The organism is Hymenobacter baengnokdamensis, assembly GCF_008728635.1.
In the GTDB taxonomy this organism is placed as follows: Bacteria; Bacteroidota; Bacteroidia; order Cytophagales; family Hymenobacteraceae; genus Hymenobacter; species Hymenobacter baengnokdamensis.
Window position 1 is genome coordinate 972,284 of record NZ_CP044285.1, and the last position, 17,521, is coordinate 989,804.

Here is a 17,521-nt window from a genome sequence, read left to right on the forward strand (position 1 = left end):
ATCACAAAGCGGCGCTACAGAATCAGCATCGCGTCGCCAAAGGCGAAGAAGCGGTACTTTTCTTTGATAGCTTCCTGGTAGGCCTCCATCAGCAGCTTGTAGCCGGCGAAGGCCGAAGCCATCATCACCAGCGTGCTTTCGGGCAGGTGAAAGTTGGTGAGCAGCGAGTTAGCGATTTTGAAGTCGTAGGGCGGATAGATAAACTTGTCGTTCCAGCCCTGCGTCACCTTAATGCGACTGTTGGCCGACACCGAGGCGTCGAGCGCCCGCATGGTCGTCGTGCCAATGGCGCACACCTGCTTTTTCGCATCCATCGCCTTGTTAACCACCTTCACGGCCTCGGCGCTCACGAAAAACTGCTCCGAGTCCATCTTATGCTTGGTGAGGTCTTCCACGTCCACGTTGCGGTAGGTGCCCAGGCCCACGTGCAGCGTAATGTAGGCCTTCTCTACACCCTTGATTTCCATGCGCTTCATCACTTCGCGCGAGAAGTGCAGGCCGGCGCTGGGAGCCGCCACAGCGCCAATGTTCTCGGCATATATCGTCTGGTAGCGCTCTTTATCGGCGGGCTCGGTTTCGCGCTTCAGCACGTCTTTGGGCACGGGTGTTTCGCCCAGCTCGTAGAGCGCCTTGCGAAACTCCTCGTCGGTGCCGTCAAACAAAAACTTGATGGTGCGGCCCCGCGAAGTCGTATTATCAATTACCTCGGCTACAATGTCGGAGTCGCCGAAATACAGCTTATTACCTACCCGAATTTTGCGGGCGGGGTCCACCAGTACGTCCCACAGGCGGCCTTCCTTGTTCAGCTCACGCAGCAGGAATACCTCAATCTGCGCGCCGGTACGCTCCTTTTGACCGTACATGCGGGCCGGAAATACCTTGGTATCGTTGAACACGAAAACGTCGCCCTCCACAAAATAATCCAGAATATCTTTGAACATCTTATGTTCAATCTGGCCGGTGGCGCGGTTTACCACCATCAGGCGCGATTCGTCGCGGTGGCGGGCAGGGTGACTGGCAATCAGCTCTTCGGGGAGTTCAAACTTGAACTCATGCAGTTTCATCGCCATGATGGGCAGTACTAGGGGGAAGTTACCGAAAATTCGGGGGGCAAAGGTACGGATTTTTTTTGGGTAAGGGTAAACTTGTCGGGCTAAGGCTATCAAATTCAGGGAAAAGCCATCTTGCGTACTACTTTTCGGGTGGTTTTGGGTTGTCGCCCGTCGGCAACTACCTAAAGATTACGCCTCATCCCTATGCTTCTAACCTTTCGCCTGGTGCTCGAAAGCTTTGCCTTTGCCTGGCAGGCGCTACGGTCTAACCTGTTGCGTACCATCTTGTCGCTGCTGGGCGTTACGGTGGGTATTTTTTCGATTATAGCCGTGTTCATGGTCGTCGATTCGCTCGAAGCCAACGTGCGCAGCAGCATGAACTTCCTGGGCGACAAGGTTATTTACGTCAACAAGTGGCCCTGGGTATTCGAGTCTAACTTTCCCTGGTGGAAGTACTTCAACCGCCCCGTGCCCACGCTGCGCGAGTTTCAGCAGCTGCAAAAGATGCTGCCGGCCAGCAGCCAGAAGGGAGTTGCCATTTTCGTAGCCAAAAACGGCAACACGCTGAAGGCGGGCGTCAACTCGGTGAGCGACTGCGCTTTGGAAGGGGTAAGCTACGATTACCGCACGATATCGAGCGTGCCGATTGAGAAAGGCCGCTACTTTACGCCGCAGGAGATGGACGCCGGCCGGCCGGTAGCCATCATCGGTGCAACCATAGCCGAAAACCTATATCCGCAGGGCGACCCGCTAGGCCAGCAGCTCAAAACCCAGGGCCGCTACTTCACGGTGATTGGGGTGATGAAAAAAGAAGGAAAAAACCTGCTCGGCACGCCCAGCAACGACGCCAACTGCCTGATTCCGTACGGCAGCTTCGCCAGCATTTTTGCCATGAGCAGCACCGGCATGAGCGGCCCGTCGCCCACACTCGGCGTGAAAGGCCGCGACGACGACCCCGGTCTGCTCAACCTCGAAGCCGAGATGCAGGGCGCTATGCGCATTATCCGTGGGCTCAAGCCCCGGCAGGAAGACAATTTTGCCCTCAATCGCCCCGAGATGATAGCCTCGGCTATTGGAAAGCTGTTTAGCGTTATTGGCATAGCCGGGGCCATTATTGGCTCGTTTGCGATGCTGGTAGGCGGCTTTGGCATTGCCAATATCATGTTTGTGTCGGTGCGCGAGCGCACCAACATCATCGGGATTCAGAAGTCGCTGGGGGCTAAAAATTTCTTTATTCTGTTCCAGTTTCTGTTTGAGGCCGTGTTCCTGTGTCTGCTGGGTGGCGCGACGGGTATTTTTCTGGTCTGGCTCATCACGCTTATCCCGCAGGATAGTATGGAGCTGTTTCTGAGCGCGGGCAATATCTCGCTGGGCTTATTGGTTTCGGTGGGCATTGGCATTCTGGCGGGTATTATTCCGGCGGTGCTGGCCGCCAACCTCGACCCGGTGATAGCTATCCGGGCTAAGTGAGCGAGCAATTTTTAATTAGCAAGTAGCTGATTTTCGGAAATATATACGCTGCTTTGGCCTAAGTGCCTGCTGCAGAACTGCCAAAGCACATTAAAAAATCATCCGATTAATTCCTTATCTTCGCGCTTTACTGTTGGCCGCCCCGCTCCCTGAGCTGGGGCGGTTTCGTTTTTCCCCACCCTGGCAGGTATGTCCAAACTTAAAAAAACCAGCAAAACCAAGTCTTCCGACGATAGCCTGAATGCAGGCTCGGGCAAGACTATTGTGCAGCCCAACGTAAATGATAACAAGCTGACTTCCATTACGGAGCTGCGCCAGCAAACCGGCAATACGCCCAAAACCACGCCCGACCCCGACGAGCAGCGCATCCGTAAAGCCTTCGTAGACAAAGACTGGAACGAGATTAAAATTGCCGATAGCTGGCAGATTTTCAAGGTGATGGCCGAGTTTGTGGAAGGCTTCGAGAAGCTATCCAAAATCGGCCCCTGCGTCAGCATTTTCGGCTCAGCGCGTACCAAGCCCGACAACCCGTACTACCAGATGGCCGAGGAAATCGCCTCCAAGCTGGTGCGCCACGGCTACGGCGTTATCACGGGGGGCGGCCCCGGCATTATGGAAGCCGGCAACAAGGGCGCCCGCGCCGAAGGCGGCAAGTCGGTAGGCCTTAACATTGAGCTGCCTTTCGAGCAAACCCACAACATCTACATCGACCAAGACAAGTGCATCAACTTCGATTACTTCTTCGTGCGCAAGGTGATGTTTGTAAAGTATGCCCAGGCCTTCGTGGGTATGCCCGGCGGCTTCGGCACCATCGACGAGCTGTTTGAGGCCCTGACCCTGATTCAAACCAAGAAAATCGGACGCTTCCCCATCGTGCTGGTAGGCACGGCCTACTGGAGCGGCTTGTTTAAGTGGATTGAAGACGTGATGCTCCACGAAGAGCACAACATCTCGGCCGAAGACATGCACCTGGTGCAGATAGTGGACGACGCCAGCGAGGCCGTTAAAATCATCGACGATTTCTACCACAAGTACTCATTGTCGCCGAATTTTTAGGCTAAAATCCCCTTTTGTTGAAAGCCGGACGGAAACGTCCGGCTTTTTTGTTGCTTTTTTGAGAAGGTCGGCAGCACCCGTAATTCTGCCGCCCCGTACTTTGCCCTACCATGACTGACCAGCCCACTGCTCCCGCCAAAAAGCTCTTCCTGCTCGACGCTTTTGCCCTTATCTACCGCTCGCACTTCGCCTTTTCCAAAAACCCGCGCATCAACTCGAAGGGCGTGAATACGGGCGCAATATTAGGTTTTACGAATACCTTGGTGGAGGTGCTGCAAAAGGAGAAGCCTACCCATATCGGGGTGTGCTTTGATGGGCCGAAGAAGACCTTTCGCCACGAGCAGTTCGCGGCCTACAAGGCCCAGCGCCAGGCCATGCCCGAGGATATTGGGGTGGCAATTCCCTACATCAAGCAGATTATCAAGGCCTTTCATATCCCGGTTCTGATGATGGATGGGTACGAGGCCGACGACGTAATCGGCACCATTGCCCAGCGGGCCGAGGCCCACGGCTTCGAGGTGTTTATGATGACGCCCGACAAGGACTACTGCCAGCTGGTAACGGAAAACATCAAAATATACCGCCCGGCTTTTATGGGCAACGCGGCCGAAGTGCTCGACGTGGCGCACGTGCTGCAACGCTTCGAGATTGAGCGCGTCGAGCAAGTAATTGATATTCTGGGCTTGCAGGGCGATGCGAGCGACAATATTCCCGGTATTCCGGGTATCGGAGAGAAAACGGCCAAGACGCTGATTCAGAAGTACGGCTCGGTAGAGAACCTGATTGCTAACGTGGATGAGCTGAAAGGCAAGCAGCAGGAAAACGTGCGCAACTTCGCCGAGCAGGGCCTGCTGAGCAAGGAGCTGGCGACCATCCACGTCAACGTGCCCATCGATTTTGAGCCCGAATCACTGACGGTTGATGCGCCCGACGAAGCCCAGCTACGCGGGCTGTTCGACGAGCTGGAGTTTCGGCAGCTGGCCGCGCGGGTGCTGAGTGGCGGCGCGGCGGCGCCCAGTGCTGGTCGGGGCCCGGCCGCGCCGGTAGGGCGCGGGGCGCGCCGGCCCAAAGTAGCCGCGCCGAGCGCCCAGGGCTCGCTCTTTGGCGAGGGCAGCGAAGCCGTAATAATCGCCGCCGAAAACGGCGAGTTTGCGCCCGGCGATGAGGGCGCTTACTACACCGGCCCGCGCAAAACGCTGGAAGACGTGCCGCATCACTACCACCTGATAGACACGCCTGCGCTACGCACCTCATTGCTGGCCTTCTTGTTGCAGCAGCCCGAAGTGAGCTTCGACACCGAAACCACCGGGCTCAATACCATGACGGCGCGGCTGGTGGGCCTCTCATTCAGCTACGTGCCGGGTGAGGCGTACTACGTGCCCGTGCCGCAGGACGACGCCGAGGCCGCGCAGGCGCTGGTAGACGAGTTTCGGCCGTTTTTTGAGAGCGGGGCCATTGTGAAAGTAGGCCAGAATATCAAGTACGACCTGCTCATTCTCAAGAACTACGACGTGCGCGTAGCCGGACCGTTCTTCGATACTATGCTGGCGCATTACCTCATCGAGCCCGACATGCGCCACAACATGGACGTGCTGGCCGAGACGTATCTGCACTACACGCCGGTGCCCATCACCGACCTCATCGGGCCCAAGGGCAAAAGCCAGAAAACAATGGCCGACATCGAGCCGGCCCGCGTGCGCGACTACGCCTGTGAAGACGCCGACGTGACCTTGCAGCTGCGCCACGTATTCGAGCCCATGCTCAAAGACCTGGGTTTGCTGGGCTTGCTAAATGACGTGGAAAACCCGCTGGTGCCGGTGCTGGCCGACATCGAGCGCGAGGGCGTGCGCATCGACTCCAACGCCATGAACGAGTACTCGGCCGAGCTGCAAGGCTACGTGCAGGAGCTGGAAACGCAGATTTTTAAAGAAGCCGGCGAGGTGTTCAACATCGGCTCGCCCAAGCAGCTGGGCGAGGTGCTGTTTGATAAGATGCAGCTCGGCGGCGGCAAAATCAAGAAAACCAAAACCGGGCAGTATGCAACCGGCGAGGAAATCCTGAGCGTGCTGGCTATCGACAACCCCATCGCCGGCCTTATCCTGGAATATCGCCAGCTTACCAAGCTGCGCTCGACCTACGTGGAGGCGCTGCCGCAGCTGGTGTGCGAAGATGGGCGCGTGCATACCACGTTCAACCAGGCCGTTACGGCTACCGGCCGCCTTTCCTCCACTAACCCGAATTTGCAGAATATTCCCATTCGTACCGAGAAGGGCCGTGAAATCCGCAAGGCCTTCGTGCCGCGCGATGAAAACCATATATTGCTGGCCGCCGACTACTCGCAGGTAGAGCTGCGCATCATGGCCGACTTCTCGGGCGATAAAACCATGATTGAGGCCTTCCGCCTGGGGCAGGATGTGCACGCCAGCACCGCCAGCAAGGTGTTCCATGTGCCACTGAGTGAAGTTGATAGCGAAATGCGCCGCAAGGCCAAGACCGTGAACTTCGGTATTATTTACGGCATCTCGGCCTTTGGCCTGGCCCAGCGCATCGGCATCAGCCGCAAGGAAGCCACTGATATTATCGATACCTATTTCCAGGAATTTCCGTCGGTAAAGCAGTTTATGGACGACAGCATCAACCGCGCCCGCGAGCTCGAATACGCCGAAACCCTGCTCAAGCGCCGCCGCTACCTGCGCGACATCAACTCGCGCAACGCCACGTTGCGCGGCTACACTGAGCGCAACGCCATCAACGCGCCCATCCAGGGCACGGCCGCCGATATCATCAAGATGGCGATGATTAACATCCACGACTTCCTGGAGCGCGAGCAGCTGGGCACCAAGATGATACTGCAAGTACACGACGAACTCGTGTTCGACGCCGTGCGCGAAGAAGTGGACTACGTGACCCCGAAAATCCGCGAGCTGATGACCACCGCCCTGCTGCTGCCCCACGGCGTGCCGCTGGAGGTGGAGGTCGGCACGGGGGATAACTGGCTGAAGGCGCACTAGCGGTAGTTACCGCGCCAGCGTCTGAACTACAGTCTGAGCCTGTGTGCCGGTAGTCAGGCGAAGCGTGTCGGCGCTCAGCTTGCGGATAGTATAGCCGGTAGTTGAAGTAATACCGGTAGTGCCGAGCGGCACGGTTTTGCCGAGCGTGATGGCAATTGCCTGTTGGGCGGCATCAAACTGCCACTTGCCGGTGGCCGTCTGCGGGTCAGTCGTTTTCTCTTTGAGTTGGCCTTCATCGAAAAGCAGGCTGCCATCAGTATTAAATTGATAGGTGTCATCCTTACGGTAAACAGGGAAGGTGGCATACCAATTTGTCGTTTGAGCCGGAGTGACCATGTTGTCGGTGGAGGTCGAAGCTACTATACGCCAGGCGTGGGCAGCTAGCAGGCTCGTATTGGCGTCAGGAGCAGGTGTATCCTTATGGCAGGCACTGGCTAGTAGCAGAGCGCCGGTTCCGATAAGAATAGCAGGCCGGCGGGAGAAGCTGGGCATAAGCTTTTGCGCGAAAAGTGAGTAGAAACAAAAATAGCCCGACAGTTCTATATTCTTTAATTTTGCCCTGCTCTTCGCCATACCACTTCAAAGTGATAGTAGAAACCGACAAGGACTTACTAAAGCTGCGCCAAGCCCCACTGCTCATCATAGGCGGACCTTTAAGCTTCATTCCTGGACAGGGCGCGAAGCTTATATATAAAATGAAAAATATTATAACTTTACTGCTGGCTCTGCTGAGCCAGGTGGCCTTGGCTCAATCCCGAAAAGACGAGCTTACCGCCCTGCTCCAGCGCCACAACGTGCCCGGTGTGCAGGTGGTGTACACCAAAGGCAAAGCCGTGGAGGCCTACAACCTGGGCGTGCGCGAAGCCGGCACCAGCCAGCCCGTTACGGCTACTACTATCTTCGAGGCGGCGTCGCTAGGCAAGGAAATGCTGGCCTACGTGGCCCTGCGTCTGCACGACCGCGGCCTGCTCGACCTCGATAAGCCACTGCTCCAGTACTATGACTACCCGCGCCTGCAGGGCCAGCCGCGCGCGGCCCGCATCACGGCGCGCATGGCGCTGGCACACACCACGGGCCTGCCCAACTGGGCCGAAAACCCGACGACGCCCAGCTGGAAAACCTCGGCCCTGGTGCTGAAATATGCCCCCGACAGCTGCTGGAACTACTCGGGCGAGGGCTACACATTCTTGCAGAAAACGCTGGAACACCTCACTGGTAAGTCGTGGGAGAAGCTAGCGCAGCAGGAGATATTTACGCCGTTGGGACTGAAAAACACTAGCTTCATCTGGCAGCCAGCTTTCGCGGCCACGGCCAGCGCCGGCCACGACGGGGCGGGTAAGCCCTCGCCCATCGACCACTTTATGGAGCCTTACGCGGGGTTCAGTTTGTATTCAACGGCTATCGATTACAACCGCTTTTTGCAGGCGCTGCGCACCGGGCAGGGGCTGAAGCCCGCTACCGCCCGGCTGCTGCGCATCCCCGCCACGGCGGCTGACCGCTGCGGCAAAGCCGCCTCGGCCGCCGACCCGTACATAGACTGGGCCTGCGGGGTAGGGCTGGCCAGCACCAGCCAGGGCCTGGCGCAATGGCAGTGGGGCGATAACGGCAACTTCAAGGGCTTCTTTATGACTTTGCCGGGCAAACAGGAGAGCTTGTTGTTATTTACCAACAGTGCCAACGGCCCGCAGCTAGTGGATGAGGTACTGCGGCTATTCTTTGGCCCCGGCCAGTACCGGGCCACGCAGTGGCTAACCGAATAATAGTAATTGATTTGCTGCTGATGTCTTCCAAACCCGCCCTCCACGCTGCCTGCCTGGCCTACGTGCAAGCCCGCCTCGATGCGGCCCGCGCCGGCATGGCGGCCGCCCAGGAGTCCTCAAACTCCGAAACCAAGAGCAGCGCCGGCGATAAGTATGAAACCGGCCGCGCCATGGCCCAGCAGGAGCGCGACCGCCACGCCGCCCAGCTGCATGAGGCCCAGCAACTGCTGGCTGCCCTGCAAAAAATCAACCCCGACCTGGCCAGCGATACCGTGCGCCTGGGCGCGCTGGCCAGTACCAGCCTGGGGCTGTTTTACGTCAGCATCAGCGCGGGGCGGCTGGCTACGGCCGCAGGGCAGGAGTTTATGGCCGTGTCGGCGGCGGCACCGCTGGCGGCAGCGCTGCACGGGCGGCGGGGCGGCGAGGAAGTGGTTTTTAACGGCCGGCCGGTGCGGGTGCTGGCCGTGAGCTAGCGGCCGGCGCGCACCCTGGCCGCGCGCTCATCGTATGCAGCGGTATGGAAACTACTCTTCGCTCACTCGCCCAGCTGCCCGCCCCCAAAACTACCCCGCTCCAAGATGTGGCCCGTTGCCTGCTCGGCAGCTTTATGGTGACGGCCGGTACGGGCCACCTCACTTTCGTGCGCCAGGATTTCCAGGCCCAGGTGCCCGATTTTGTGCCGCTCGATAAAGACACGGTAGTGCTGCTCTCGGGCGTAGTCGAGATTGGCCTGGGCCTGGCCCTGATTTTCTCGAAAGGACCAAGTCGGGTGCGCATGGGCCTGGGGCTGGCGGCGTTCTACGCCGCCGTTTTTCCGGGTAATATTCACCAGTACACCCATCACCTGTCGGCTTTCGGGCTCGATACCGACGGCAAGCGGCTGGGGCGGCTGTTCATGCAGCCCGTGCTGATGGGCGTGGCGCTGTGGGCTACCGGCGCGCTACAAGCGCTCCGCAAAAAGTAGCGTGGACGCTGCGCGTCCGCGCGTCAGAGCGTTGTTCAATACTACCATGCGCGGACTCACAGCGTCCGCGCTACTATGCCTTCTCATTGCGAGCCACCACAAACATTCTGTCCCCAAACCGGCCCGTCAGCTTATTGAGCCAGTAGGTGGGGTACTGGGTGCCGAGCTTGGCGGCCTGCTCTAGCAAGTTGCCGCCCAGTCGGATATTGGCCGGGGCTTTCACGGGGTTTTGCAAATCGACCACCGAAAACCCATTCTTCGCCAGCATCTTGCGGATGGTGGCGGGGGTAAACTCGTAGAGATGGTAGGGCGGAATATCCATGCGGCGCTGGCGGCCCAGCGCCTTATAGGCCGCAAAGCCCAGGCGCATGCTCGGCAGGTTGGTCACGCTAGGCAAGGCCAGCACCAGCAGCCCGCCGGGCTCCAGGATGCGGCCAAACTTGCGGATGGCCGCCGCCGGCGACAGCAAGTGCTCGAGCACGTCGCCGAGGTAGGCGAGGTCGAACTGGTTTTCGTGGAAGTCCTCGGTGGTTTCGATGTTGCCGGTTACCACGGGCAGGCCCAGCTCCCGGCGCGCATACTCAGCGGCGTGGGCCGATATTTCGAGGCCGTGGGTTTCCCAGCCCAGGCTTTGCAGGCTTTTAAGCGTGTAGCCGGGGCCGCAGCCCACATCCAGGTACCGAAAGCGCCGGCCCGGATAGTGCTGCTGCATGTAGCGCGTGAACTTATCTTCCTGCACCTTGCTCAAGTCCAGGGTTTTACCTTCTTCGATAAAGGTTTTTTCTTTCTCGGTGCGGTCGTAGTTGGGGCGGTCCGTGAAATATTCCTTGCCATACAGCGTTGAGAGCTGCGCGGGCGTGGGCTGCGGGTCGAGAAAAGCCAGGTCGCAGTTGGTGCAGCGGGTGCCTTGCAGGCGCTGGCCATCAAAAAGATAATAGAAGGGGAGGGGCTCGAAGCTGGTAGCTCCGCACAGGTCGCAGTGGCGCATAAGCTGGGCCGGCGCGCCAACTTTAGCGGCCGCGTCGAAACCGCACTGCCCGTCCGATTGTCGTACAAGCCAGCGCGTAGGACAAAGTTCGCTTTGCCAGGCCAAAATCTGTTGGCCCGGCTGGATGTGGCAAGGCTTAAATTTATTAAATATAGTAAAAATACTATGTGCTCAAAGCGCATAGTAAGCTTGCTTTCCTAACTTGTTAGTAGCTGATTGCCAATTAAAATGCCGTACATGTCCGCGCCACGTTTTTTACCAAGCAACTATTCTTCATGCCTGCTGCCAAACTAGACGTTGTTGTAATCGGGGCCGGCCCCGTGGGGCTGGCCTGCGCCATCGAAATTCAGCGGCGGGGCCTCTCGGTGGCTACGGTCGATAAGGGCGCGCTTGTCAACTCACTGGTGGGCTACCCCACCCAAATGGAGTTTTTTTCGACGCCCGAGCTGCTCGAAATCGGTGGTCATCCTTTCCCGATGGCTTCCTACAAGCCCCACCGCGAAGATGCCCTCGACTACTACCAGCGCGTAGCCACGGCTGAAAAGCTGGATTTGCGACTATATGAAAAAGTAACTGCTTTGCGGGGGCAGGCCGGCGATTTTAGCGTCGAAACCGACAAAGGCGAGCTGGCGACGCGTGCCGTAGTCGTGGCCACCGGCTTCTTCGACGTGCCCAACTATATGGGGGTTCCGGGGGAAGAGCTGCCGCACGTAAATCACTACTATAAAGAGCCTTATGCCCACGCCGGGCGCGAGGTAGTAGTTGTCGGGGCCAAAAACTCCTCGGCCAAAGCCGCGCTGGCGCTCACCCGCGCCGGGGCCCGCGTTACGCTGGTGGTGCGGGGCGCCGCCGTGGCCGATACCGTGAAATACTGGATTCGCCCCGACCTCATCAACCGCATTGCCGAAGGCCGCATCACGGCGTATTTCAACACGACCATCGATGCCATCACGCCGCACTCGGTGGAGGTGACCACGCCCGACGGCCCACGCAGCATCCCGGCCGACTACGTGTACGCCCTCACCGGCTACCGGCCCGACTACTCGCTGCTCATCGACGCGCTGGCCCTGCCGCTCGACGAAAGTGACCCGGTCAAGCCCCCGGTTTTCGACCCCGAAACCCACGAAACGGCCCGCCCTGGTGTGTTCGTGGCCGGCACGGTGTGCGGTGGGCTGGCCACCAGCCGCTGGTTTATTGAGAATGGCCGCCACCACGCGCAGCTTATTGCTAAGGCTGTGGCTGCTGATTCGGTGCGAGCGGGCTCTTTAAAATAGAATTAAGGCAGCTGGTGAATAAAATGAAATATTTGCTATATAAAAAAACATCATTGGCAGGCAGCTGCGGCGGCTACGGCATAGGAATACCCGGCCTTAGCCCCGCGCCGAAAAAACTCGCAGCCGCTAGCCGAGTCTCCCTGCTGCTGGGCCAGGCGGCCTAACAGAAAGAGCGTGCGGCCATCCTCGGGCTGGCTTTCCAGCGCTAACTTATAGGTGGCGCGGGCCTCCGCGTAGCGAGCCAGGTGGGCCAGGGCGGCCCCTTCCGTCTGGAGATATTCGAGCGGTACGGGGCGGCCGGCGCGGGTAAGCTGGCCGCGGCCGTGGCGCAGGTCGGCCAGGGCCGGGCGGGTCTGGCGCAGGTCGAGCAGGCGGTTTTCGCCGCGGGCCAGGTAGGCTTCGGCCAGCGTCGTGTCGAGGGTCAGGGCGCGGCAATAGCTTAGCTCGGCGGCGGCGGGCTCGTGCAGGCCCGCCTCGCAACGGCCCAGCCGGTAAAGCAAGCGAGCCGCTTCGGGCGTGGCAAGGGCGTGTCCGGCATCGGCCAGCAGGGCGGCCTGGTAGTCGGCGCGGGCCGCTTGCAGGTCGTGGTTGATATCTTGCCGGAGCTGGCCGCGCAGGCGCAGCGCCTCGGCGTGGTCGTCGCGAAAGCTCAGCGCCTGGTCGAGCTGGCGTTCGGCTTCCAGCCACTGGCCTTTGGCAAAGGCGGTGCGGGCGTCGGCATAATACAGGTTGGCCTGCACGCGGTCCATCACTATCTTGGCCGAGATGCCAAATAGAAAAATAAGGCAGACAAGCCCGGCTACCAGCCAAAAATCCTGCTTATTGAAGCGCACCTGCTGGCGGGGCACCCGCTGCTGGTAGTGGCGCTCGCGGCTGCCGGCCGGTGGGCGCGTGCGCAGGGGCGGGCCCGCAGCGGGAGTGCCCGGCATCTTATATACCGAAGGGCCACTGCCCGCAGCCTGGGCGGTAGTCCGCCGCTGTTCCTCGGCCCGGCGGGTAGCCTGTTGCAGCTGGTAGTCGTACTGGGCCCGGCTGTCGGGGTCTGAAAGCACGCCATACGCCACGGCTACGGCCTTGAACTGCTCTTCGTAGTGGCGGTCGCCGCCGTGCTTATCGGGGTGCAGCTCGGTGGCCAGGCGCCGGTAGGCGCGCTTGATGTCGGCACTGGGAGCGGTAGGCGGCACGCCCAGTACCTGGTAATGATTCTGACTCACGCCACAAAAAATTAAACGAAAGCCGGTCGTAAAAGGCAGCCCCGGCCCCAAGTTTTGCGTAAAGAACGCCCTGGCTGGTTAAGCTGTTGCTTTCAGCCCAGCTTATTAACCGCATTTCTCCGCTAAACAATTCCGCCCACATGGCCTCCCTGACCGACGACAAAACGCCGCGCAACGATAGCCTCATCAGCAACCTCACCGGCTACCTGGATACCCGCATCGACCTGGTACGCCTGGAAGCCCAGGAAAAAGTGAAAAATGCCTTTGTAGGCACCGTTCACGGGGTAGCGCTCGGGCTGCTGGGTTTTCTATTCATCATATTCGGCTCCATTTACCTGGGCCTGGTGCTGAATGATGCGCTTCATAGCCCATCGGCCGGCTTTGGAATCGTAGCGGCGCTGTATCTGGTGCTGGCCATCCTGTTCTTTGTCGGGGTCGATAAAAAACTCTTCCAGGGAGTAGCCGATAAGCTGCTGAACAACACCATCTATAAATCGGATAAGCGCGCGTAGGCGGCGGCCCACCATTCTAGCTATCTTGCAAAACACCCCTCACCATGACCGAGCCCACTAACCCGTTGTTTGAAGAAGAAAAAGATTTTCTGGAGCGCAAAAAGCTGGAATATGAGCGGGCTTTGCGCGGCGACGTAGAAGATATTAAGGAGCATACCATTCAGGCCGGCAAGCTGGCTTTGGTGGGGGCTGGCGTATTCAGCACCGTCTGGCTGTTGCGCAAGGCATTTGGAGGCAGTTCGCGTAAAAAGCATGACCATCATGACCGGTATCGCTCGGCTTATGAAGACTACGCGGGCTTCGACGGCTATGATGAGAATGACCAGGAGCTGGACGAGCTGGATAGCGATTTCCATACTTCAGCATTCAGCCGTCCTGCTGGTCAGGAATTTGCAACTGATGAGGTTGAAGGAGACGGCTTTTACGAGCAAGGCCGCTTCAGCACCGACGACGCCAGCGAAGACGATGATAACGGCTTGAGCCACCAGGCCGATTTTCCGGCCCATTCGGCAGCGCAGCACGGCTCCGATACGGTTGACTATCACTTTGGGGAAGACCACGGCGATGAGGAAGGTCCGGCGCACTCGTATGCTTCCAGCAATTCATACCAGGCTCGCCCCTACGACGATAGCCGGCGCCTGCCGCATTCCGACAGCTTTACCGAAGGCGAGGAAACTGCTGCCGATGCTCCGCCTAAGCGCAGCCTGCTCGGCCCGACCCTGATGGCCTTTGCCCAGAGCGAAACTGGCCGCGTTATTATGGCGCAGGCCGCTGCCGTAGCCCTGGCGCTGGTCACGAAGGCTGTGCAGGATATTATGCCCAGGCATGAAGCGGAAACCGGCGAAAATGCCGACCTTGCAGCTTCATCGGCCACTATGGGCACTCCGCCCGCTACCTGGCCCGCTACTTCTGCTGCTCAGGATGCCGCTGCCGCCGCCCGCCACGACGACAATCTTCCCTATCGCGAACCGCTTGCTTGATAAGCTGACCGGACTACGGCTGCGCGGGCGCAAGGCGCTGGCGGTGCTGCTCGACCCCGACGACTTCGAGCCGGCGCGTCTACAGCATCTGCTGCTGCTAACCCGGCAGCATCCCGTTGATTTTTTCCTCGTAGGGGGCAGCCTGGTGCTTACTGAGCACCAGGCTGCCCTTATTGCGTTGCTCAAAGCGGAAGCGCCGCAGGTGCCGGTGCTGCTGTTCCCGAGCCATGCCCTGCACGTAGACCCCGCCGCCGACGGCATTCTGCTGCTTTCGCTTATCTCGGGTCGCAATCCTGATTTTTTGATTGGCCAGCACGTAGTGGCTGCGCCTCGTCTGCGGCAGAGTGGTCTGCAAATATTGCCTACGGGCTATATGCTGGTCGATAGCGGCCGGCCTACCACGGCCTCCTACATCAGTGGTACCGCGCCGCTGCCGCACGATAAGCCGGGCATCGCGGCGGCAACTGCTCTGGCCGGCGAGCAGCTGGGCCTGCGCCTCATGTACCTGGACGGTGGCAGCGGGGCGCAGCACCCGGTGTCGGCGGCCATGATTAGGGCTGTGCGCGAAGCCGTAGAGGTGCCGATTATTGTGGGTGGTGGCCTGAATACGGCCGGGAAAGTACATGCCGCCCTGGCTGCCGGGGCCGATATGGTGGTGGTCGGCAACCACATCGAGCGCGACCCAGGCTTCCTGGCCGAGGCAGTAGCCGCCACTCGCTCCGCAGACCACTGATTAGCGCGGATTTTAGCGGATTCCACGGATTTTGTGGACGACACCATTTCCCTCGTTTTTGCCAGGAGTAAGCGAGTAGTTAGGTAGTTCATTTAATAAGAAAAGCCACCCAAAAGGTGGCTTTTCTGCTATGAAAATAGCGTAGCGCCGTCCACAAAATCCGTGGAATCCGCTAAAATCCGCGCTAATCAGTGGTTTTAGATGTTCGTGGCGGTTTCGCGGCGGCGCATTTTGCCGGCCGGGATACCAAACATCATCTTAAAGCGGCGGCAGAAGTAAGCAGTATCCTTGTAGCCTACTTCCTTGCCAATATCGCGGATGCTTTTCTTGGTAGTACGCAATAGCGAAACTGCCCGCTCCATGCGCTGATACTCAATATAATCCTGCGGGTTGATATTGGTCAGCATCTTGAAGTACTGGCCCACGTAGTCCTCGCTCACATTGGCTACCGTCGCCAGCACCTTGTTGGATAAGTCGCCGCTCAGGTTTTCCTTGATGAAGTTAAACAAGTCAATCAGGCGCGGGTCTTTGAAGTACGTGCTGTTAGTAGCTAACTGCTCAACAAACAGGTTGTTACGCAGGATGTAGCGTACAACCTCCACCACCAGATTCTCGGTATAGATGCCAATCAGACGCTCGCGGCCCGGCAGGTCTTGCAACGATTCCTCAATAACTTTAATGACCAGGTTGGCCAGCTTCGAGTTGCCCTTGATGATAAACGCCGGCACATCGAGCGAGGCAAAGAAGTTGACCGAGTCAAACACTTTGGCCTCGAAGGAGACAAAGCTGTGGCTTTCCTCCGCGTCGCCGATGTAGTCGAGCTTATCGTTAGAAGTAAAAAAACGGTCCTTATTCGTAATTAAATCATCATTGGAAATCACGCGGCTGGCTGCCCCCTGGCCGTAGCCGACGCGCGTTGCGCGGCCACCCGGTAAAAACAGCAATTCCCCTTCTTCTACTACCTGCTCCTCGTCGCCAAAAACCAAAGTGCCCTTATGTAGCAGAATAAGGTTATTGCCCACATCGTACGCGTTGCGGACGGTAAACGCCTGGCGCAAAACCAGGTTTTTGGCTTTAATGTAGCGTACCCCCAGTGATTCAATTACTTTATTATAGTCTTCCATTGATGTTTTTTTTATTCTAAGGGGCCGCCCCTTTATCGTTGCAAACGCGCCTAAAGTTACAGCTAATTACTACAATGCTTTCTAAAAAAAGTTCAGTAAAAGAAAAACCCAGGCCATATTGGCCTGGGCTTAGTGCAAATTAAAGCAATATTCCGGCTCGAGCCGGCTATTTCAGAATCTCGCGGGAAATAACAATTTTCTGAATCTCGGAAGTACCCTCATAAATCTGGGTAATCTTGGCATCGCGGTAAAAGCGCTCCACGTGGTATTCTTTCACAAAGCCATAGCCCCCGTGAATCTGCACGGCTTCGGCCGAGGCATCCATCGCTATTTTGGAGGCGAAAAGCTTGGCCATGGCTCCGCTTTTGGCGTAGTCAGCATGGTTATCTTTATCAGCGGCGGCTTGCAGGCACAGCAGGCGGGCGGCGTCCACGTTGGTGGCCATATCGGCCAACTTAAACTGAATAGCCTGGTGCTTAGCTATTTCCACGCCAAATGCTTTGCGCTCCTTGGCGTATTTGAGGCTCAGCTCGAGCGAGCCCGAAGCAATGCCCAGCGCCTGCGCCGCGATGCCGATGCGGCCCCCGGCCAGCACCTGCATGGCAAACTTGAAGCCGAAGCCATCGTTGCCGATGCGGTTCTCCTTGGGCACTTTCACGTCGGTAAACATCAGCGAGCAGGTATCGGAGCCGCGAATACCGAGCTTGTTTTCCTTCGGCCCGACTACGAAGCCGGGGGTGTCTTTTTCTACAATCAGCACGTTGATACCCCGCGACTTCAACTCCGGATGGGTCTGGGCGATTACCAGATACACCGAGGCGGTTGAGCCGTTGGTAATCCAGTTTTTGGTGCCATTCAGCAGGTAGTAGTCGCCTTTATCTTCGGCGGTGGTGCGCTGGCTCGTCGCATCGGAGCCCGCCTCGGGCTCCGAAAGGGCGAAGGCCCCGATTATTTCGCCGCTGGCCAAGCGGGTCAGGTACTTTTGCTTCTGCTCCTCGGTGCCGTATTGCTCTAGGCCCCAGCACACCAGCGAGTTATTCACCGACATGATAACCGAGCACGAGGCATCGACCTTGGAAATTTCCTCCATGGCCAGCACGTAGCTAATCGTATCGAGGCCCGAGCCGCCATACTCAGGGCTTACCATCATGCCCAGGAAACCCAGTTCCCCCATGCGCTTAATCTGCGCGGCAGGGAATTTCTGGTGGTCATCGCGCTCAATTACGCCTTCCCACAGCTCGTTCTGGGCAAAGTCGCGGGCGGCGGCCTGCACAGCTAACTGCTCTTCGGTGAGTTGAAAGGGGGAAGCGGTGGCCGTCGAAGTTGTCATGTCCAAAATGCTAGAGGGTGAGGGGAGGGTGGGAGAGAAGAGTGTGGCTACAA

General features: G+C 58.4%; 16 protein-coding genes. 10 read left to right on the top strand and 6 right to left on the bottom strand.

Annotation, left to right across the window (positions count from 1 at the left end):
* Nucleotides 1-14 precede the first annotated feature (14 nt).
* Nucleotides 15-1,064 (bottom strand): tRNA preQ1(34) S-adenosylmethionine ribosyltransferase-isomerase QueA, encoded by a 1,050-nt coding sequence (gene queA, locus F6X24_RS04095; RefSeq protein ID WP_151089509.1) that lies wholly within the window; start codon nucleotides 1,062-1,064, stop codon nucleotides 15-17.
* A gap of 192 nt (nucleotides 1,065-1,256) precedes the next feature.
* Here queA and F6X24_RS04100 point away from each other — a divergent pair, with 192 nt between their 5' ends.
* The 3 genes from F6X24_RS04100 (at nucleotide 1,257) to polA (ending at nucleotide 6,589) form a co-directional block, all read left to right on the top strand.
* Nucleotides 1,257-2,522: an ABC transporter permease gene (locus F6X24_RS04100; protein WP_151086749.1), complete on the top strand. Its 1,266-nt coding sequence runs from the start codon at nucleotides 1,257-1,259 to the stop codon at nucleotides 2,520-2,522.
* A 189-nt stretch (nucleotides 2,523-2,711) separates the two neighbouring features.
* Nucleotides 2,712-3,578, top strand: coding sequence for an LOG family protein (locus F6X24_RS04105; protein ID WP_151086750.1), 867 nt, complete (start codon nucleotides 2,712-2,714; stop codon nucleotides 3,576-3,578).
* 110 nt (nucleotides 3,579-3,688) lie between these two features.
* A complete protein-coding gene (gene polA / locus F6X24_RS04110) occupies nucleotides 3,689-6,589 on the top strand; it encodes a DNA polymerase I (protein WP_151086751.1) in 2,901 nt (966 codons plus the stop codon).
* A gap of 6 nt (nucleotides 6,590-6,595) precedes the next feature.
* Here polA and F6X24_RS04115 read toward each other — a convergent pair whose 3' ends face one another.
* Nucleotides 6,596-7,081, bottom strand: a complete 486-nt coding sequence (locus F6X24_RS04115; RefSeq protein ID WP_151086752.1) for a DUF5004 domain-containing protein — start codon at nucleotides 7,079-7,081, stop codon at nucleotides 6,596-6,598.
* 203 nt (nucleotides 7,082-7,284) lie between these two features.
* Here F6X24_RS04115 and F6X24_RS04120 point away from each other — a divergent pair, with 203 nt between their 5' ends.
* From F6X24_RS04120 to F6X24_RS04130, 3 genes are read left to right on the top strand one after another with little or no spacing between them, the layout of a single operon-like run.
* Entirely contained in the window at nucleotides 7,285-8,349 is a 1,065-nt protein-coding gene (locus tag F6X24_RS04120) for a serine hydrolase domain-containing protein (RefSeq protein ID WP_151086753.1), read from the top strand.
* 20 nt (nucleotides 8,350-8,369) lie between these two features.
* Entirely contained in the window at nucleotides 8,370-8,822 is a 453-nt protein-coding gene (locus F6X24_RS04125; RefSeq protein ID WP_151086754.1) for a 3-oxoacyl-ACP synthase, read from the top strand.
* A 44-nt stretch (nucleotides 8,823-8,866) separates the two neighbouring features.
* Complete coding sequence (locus F6X24_RS04130; protein ID WP_151086755.1) at nucleotides 8,867-9,313, top strand: DoxX family protein; 447 nt, start codon at nucleotides 8,867-8,869, stop codon at nucleotides 9,311-9,313.
* Between the two features lie 73 nt (nucleotides 9,314-9,386).
* On the opposite strand, the gene F6X24_RS04135 is transcribed toward F6X24_RS04130, so the two are convergent.
* Nucleotides 9,387-10,301, bottom strand: coding sequence for a class I SAM-dependent methyltransferase (locus F6X24_RS04135; RefSeq protein ID WP_151086756.1), 915 nt, complete (start codon nucleotides 10,299-10,301; stop codon nucleotides 9,387-9,389).
* Nucleotides 10,302-10,576: 275 nt separating this feature from the next.
* Here F6X24_RS04135 and F6X24_RS04140 point away from each other — a divergent pair, with 275 nt between their 5' ends.
* Complete coding sequence (locus F6X24_RS04140; RefSeq protein ID WP_151086757.1) at nucleotides 10,577-11,575, top strand: YpdA family putative bacillithiol disulfide reductase; 999 nt, start codon at nucleotides 10,577-10,579, stop codon at nucleotides 11,573-11,575.
* Nucleotides 11,576-11,625: 50 nt separating this feature from the next.
* Here F6X24_RS04140 and F6X24_RS04145 read toward each other — a convergent pair whose 3' ends face one another.
* A complete protein-coding gene (locus F6X24_RS04145) occupies nucleotides 11,626-12,789 on the bottom strand; it encodes a J domain-containing protein (RefSeq protein ID WP_191906452.1) in 1,164 nt (387 codons plus the stop codon).
* Between the two features lie 140 nt (nucleotides 12,790-12,929).
* Here F6X24_RS04145 and F6X24_RS04150 point away from each other — a divergent pair, with 140 nt between their 5' ends.
* The 3 genes from F6X24_RS04150 to F6X24_RS04160 are packed head-to-tail and all read left to right on the top strand — an operon-like array spanning nucleotide 12,930 to nucleotide 15,014.
* Nucleotides 12,930-13,301, top strand: a complete 372-nt coding sequence (locus F6X24_RS04150) for a phage holin family protein (RefSeq protein WP_151086759.1) — start codon at nucleotides 12,930-12,932, stop codon at nucleotides 13,299-13,301.
* Nucleotides 13,302-13,345: 44 nt separating this feature from the next.
* Nucleotides 13,346-14,281 carry a hypothetical protein gene (locus F6X24_RS04155; RefSeq protein WP_151086760.1) on the top strand — a complete coding sequence of 312 codons (936 nt, stop codon included), beginning with the start codon at nucleotides 13,346-13,348 and terminating at the stop codon, nucleotides 14,279-14,281.
* A complete protein-coding gene (locus tag F6X24_RS04160; protein ID WP_229725337.1) occupies nucleotides 14,274-15,014 on the top strand; it encodes a geranylgeranylglyceryl/heptaprenylglyceryl phosphate synthase in 741 nt (246 codons plus the stop codon). Before F6X24_RS04155 ends, F6X24_RS04160 begins: the two co-directional genes overlap by 8 nt.
* A gap of 197 nt (nucleotides 15,015-15,211) precedes the next feature.
* Here F6X24_RS04160 and F6X24_RS04165 read toward each other — a convergent pair whose 3' ends face one another.
* Nucleotides 15,212-16,138: an AraC family transcriptional regulator gene (locus F6X24_RS04165; protein ID WP_151086762.1), complete on the bottom strand. Its 927-nt coding sequence runs from the start codon at nucleotides 16,136-16,138 to the stop codon at nucleotides 15,212-15,214.
* 166 nt (nucleotides 16,139-16,304) lie between these two features.
* Nucleotides 16,305-17,468 carry an acyl-CoA dehydrogenase family protein gene (locus F6X24_RS04170; protein WP_151086763.1) on the bottom strand — a complete coding sequence of 388 codons (1,164 nt, stop codon included), beginning with the start codon at nucleotides 17,466-17,468 and terminating at the stop codon, nucleotides 16,305-16,307.
* Nucleotides 17,469-17,521 lie beyond the last annotated feature (53 nt).

What these genes read in the sequence shown, in the direction of transcription:
- F6X24_RS04120 (WP_151086753.1), top strand. Translation starts at nt 7,285, where the DNA reads ATGAAAAATATTATAACTTTACTGCTGGCTCTGCTGAGCCAGGTGGCC.
- F6X24_RS04140 (WP_151086757.1), top strand. Translation starts at nt 10,577, where the DNA reads ATGCCTGCTGCCAAACTAGACGTTGTTGTAATCGGGGCCGGCCCCGTG.
- F6X24_RS04115 (WP_151086752.1), bottom strand. Translation starts at nt 7,081, where the DNA reads ATGCCCAGCTTCTCCCGCCGGCCTGCTATTCTTATCGGAACCGGCGCT.
- F6X24_RS04150 (WP_151086759.1), top strand. Translation starts at nt 12,930, where the DNA reads ATGGCCTCCCTGACCGACGACAAAACGCCGCGCAACGATAGCCTCATC.
- F6X24_RS04155 (WP_151086760.1), top strand. Translation starts at nt 13,346, where the DNA reads ATGACCGAGCCCACTAACCCGTTGTTTGAAGAAGAAAAAGATTTTCTG.
- F6X24_RS04105 (WP_151086750.1), top strand. Translation starts at nt 2,712, where the DNA reads ATGTCCAAACTTAAAAAAACCAGCAAAACCAAGTCTTCCGACGATAGC.
- F6X24_RS04100 (WP_151086749.1), top strand. Translation starts at nt 1,257, where the DNA reads ATGCTTCTAACCTTTCGCCTGGTGCTCGAAAGCTTTGCCTTTGCCTGG.
- F6X24_RS04125 (WP_151086754.1), top strand. Translation starts at nt 8,370, where the DNA reads ATGTCTTCCAAACCCGCCCTCCACGCTGCCTGCCTGGCCTACGTGCAA.
- F6X24_RS04170 (WP_151086763.1), bottom strand. Translation starts at nt 17,468, where the DNA reads ATGACAACTTCGACGGCCACCGCTTCCCCCTTTCAACTCACCGAAGAG.
- F6X24_RS04165 (WP_151086762.1), bottom strand. Translation starts at nt 16,138, where the DNA reads ATGGAAGACTATAATAAAGTAATTGAATCACTGGGGGTACGCTACATT.
- queA (WP_151089509.1), bottom strand. Translation starts at nt 1,064, where the DNA reads ATGAAACTGCATGAGTTCAAGTTTGAACTCCCCGAAGAGCTGATTGCC.
- F6X24_RS04130 (WP_151086755.1), top strand. Translation starts at nt 8,867, where the DNA reads ATGGAAACTACTCTTCGCTCACTCGCCCAGCTGCCCGCCCCCAAAACT.
- F6X24_RS04135 (WP_151086756.1), bottom strand. Translation starts at nt 10,301, where the DNA reads ATGCGCCACTGCGACCTGTGCGGAGCTACCAGCTTCGAGCCCCTCCCC.
- polA (WP_151086751.1), top strand. Translation starts at nt 3,689, where the DNA reads ATGACTGACCAGCCCACTGCTCCCGCCAAAAAGCTCTTCCTGCTCGAC.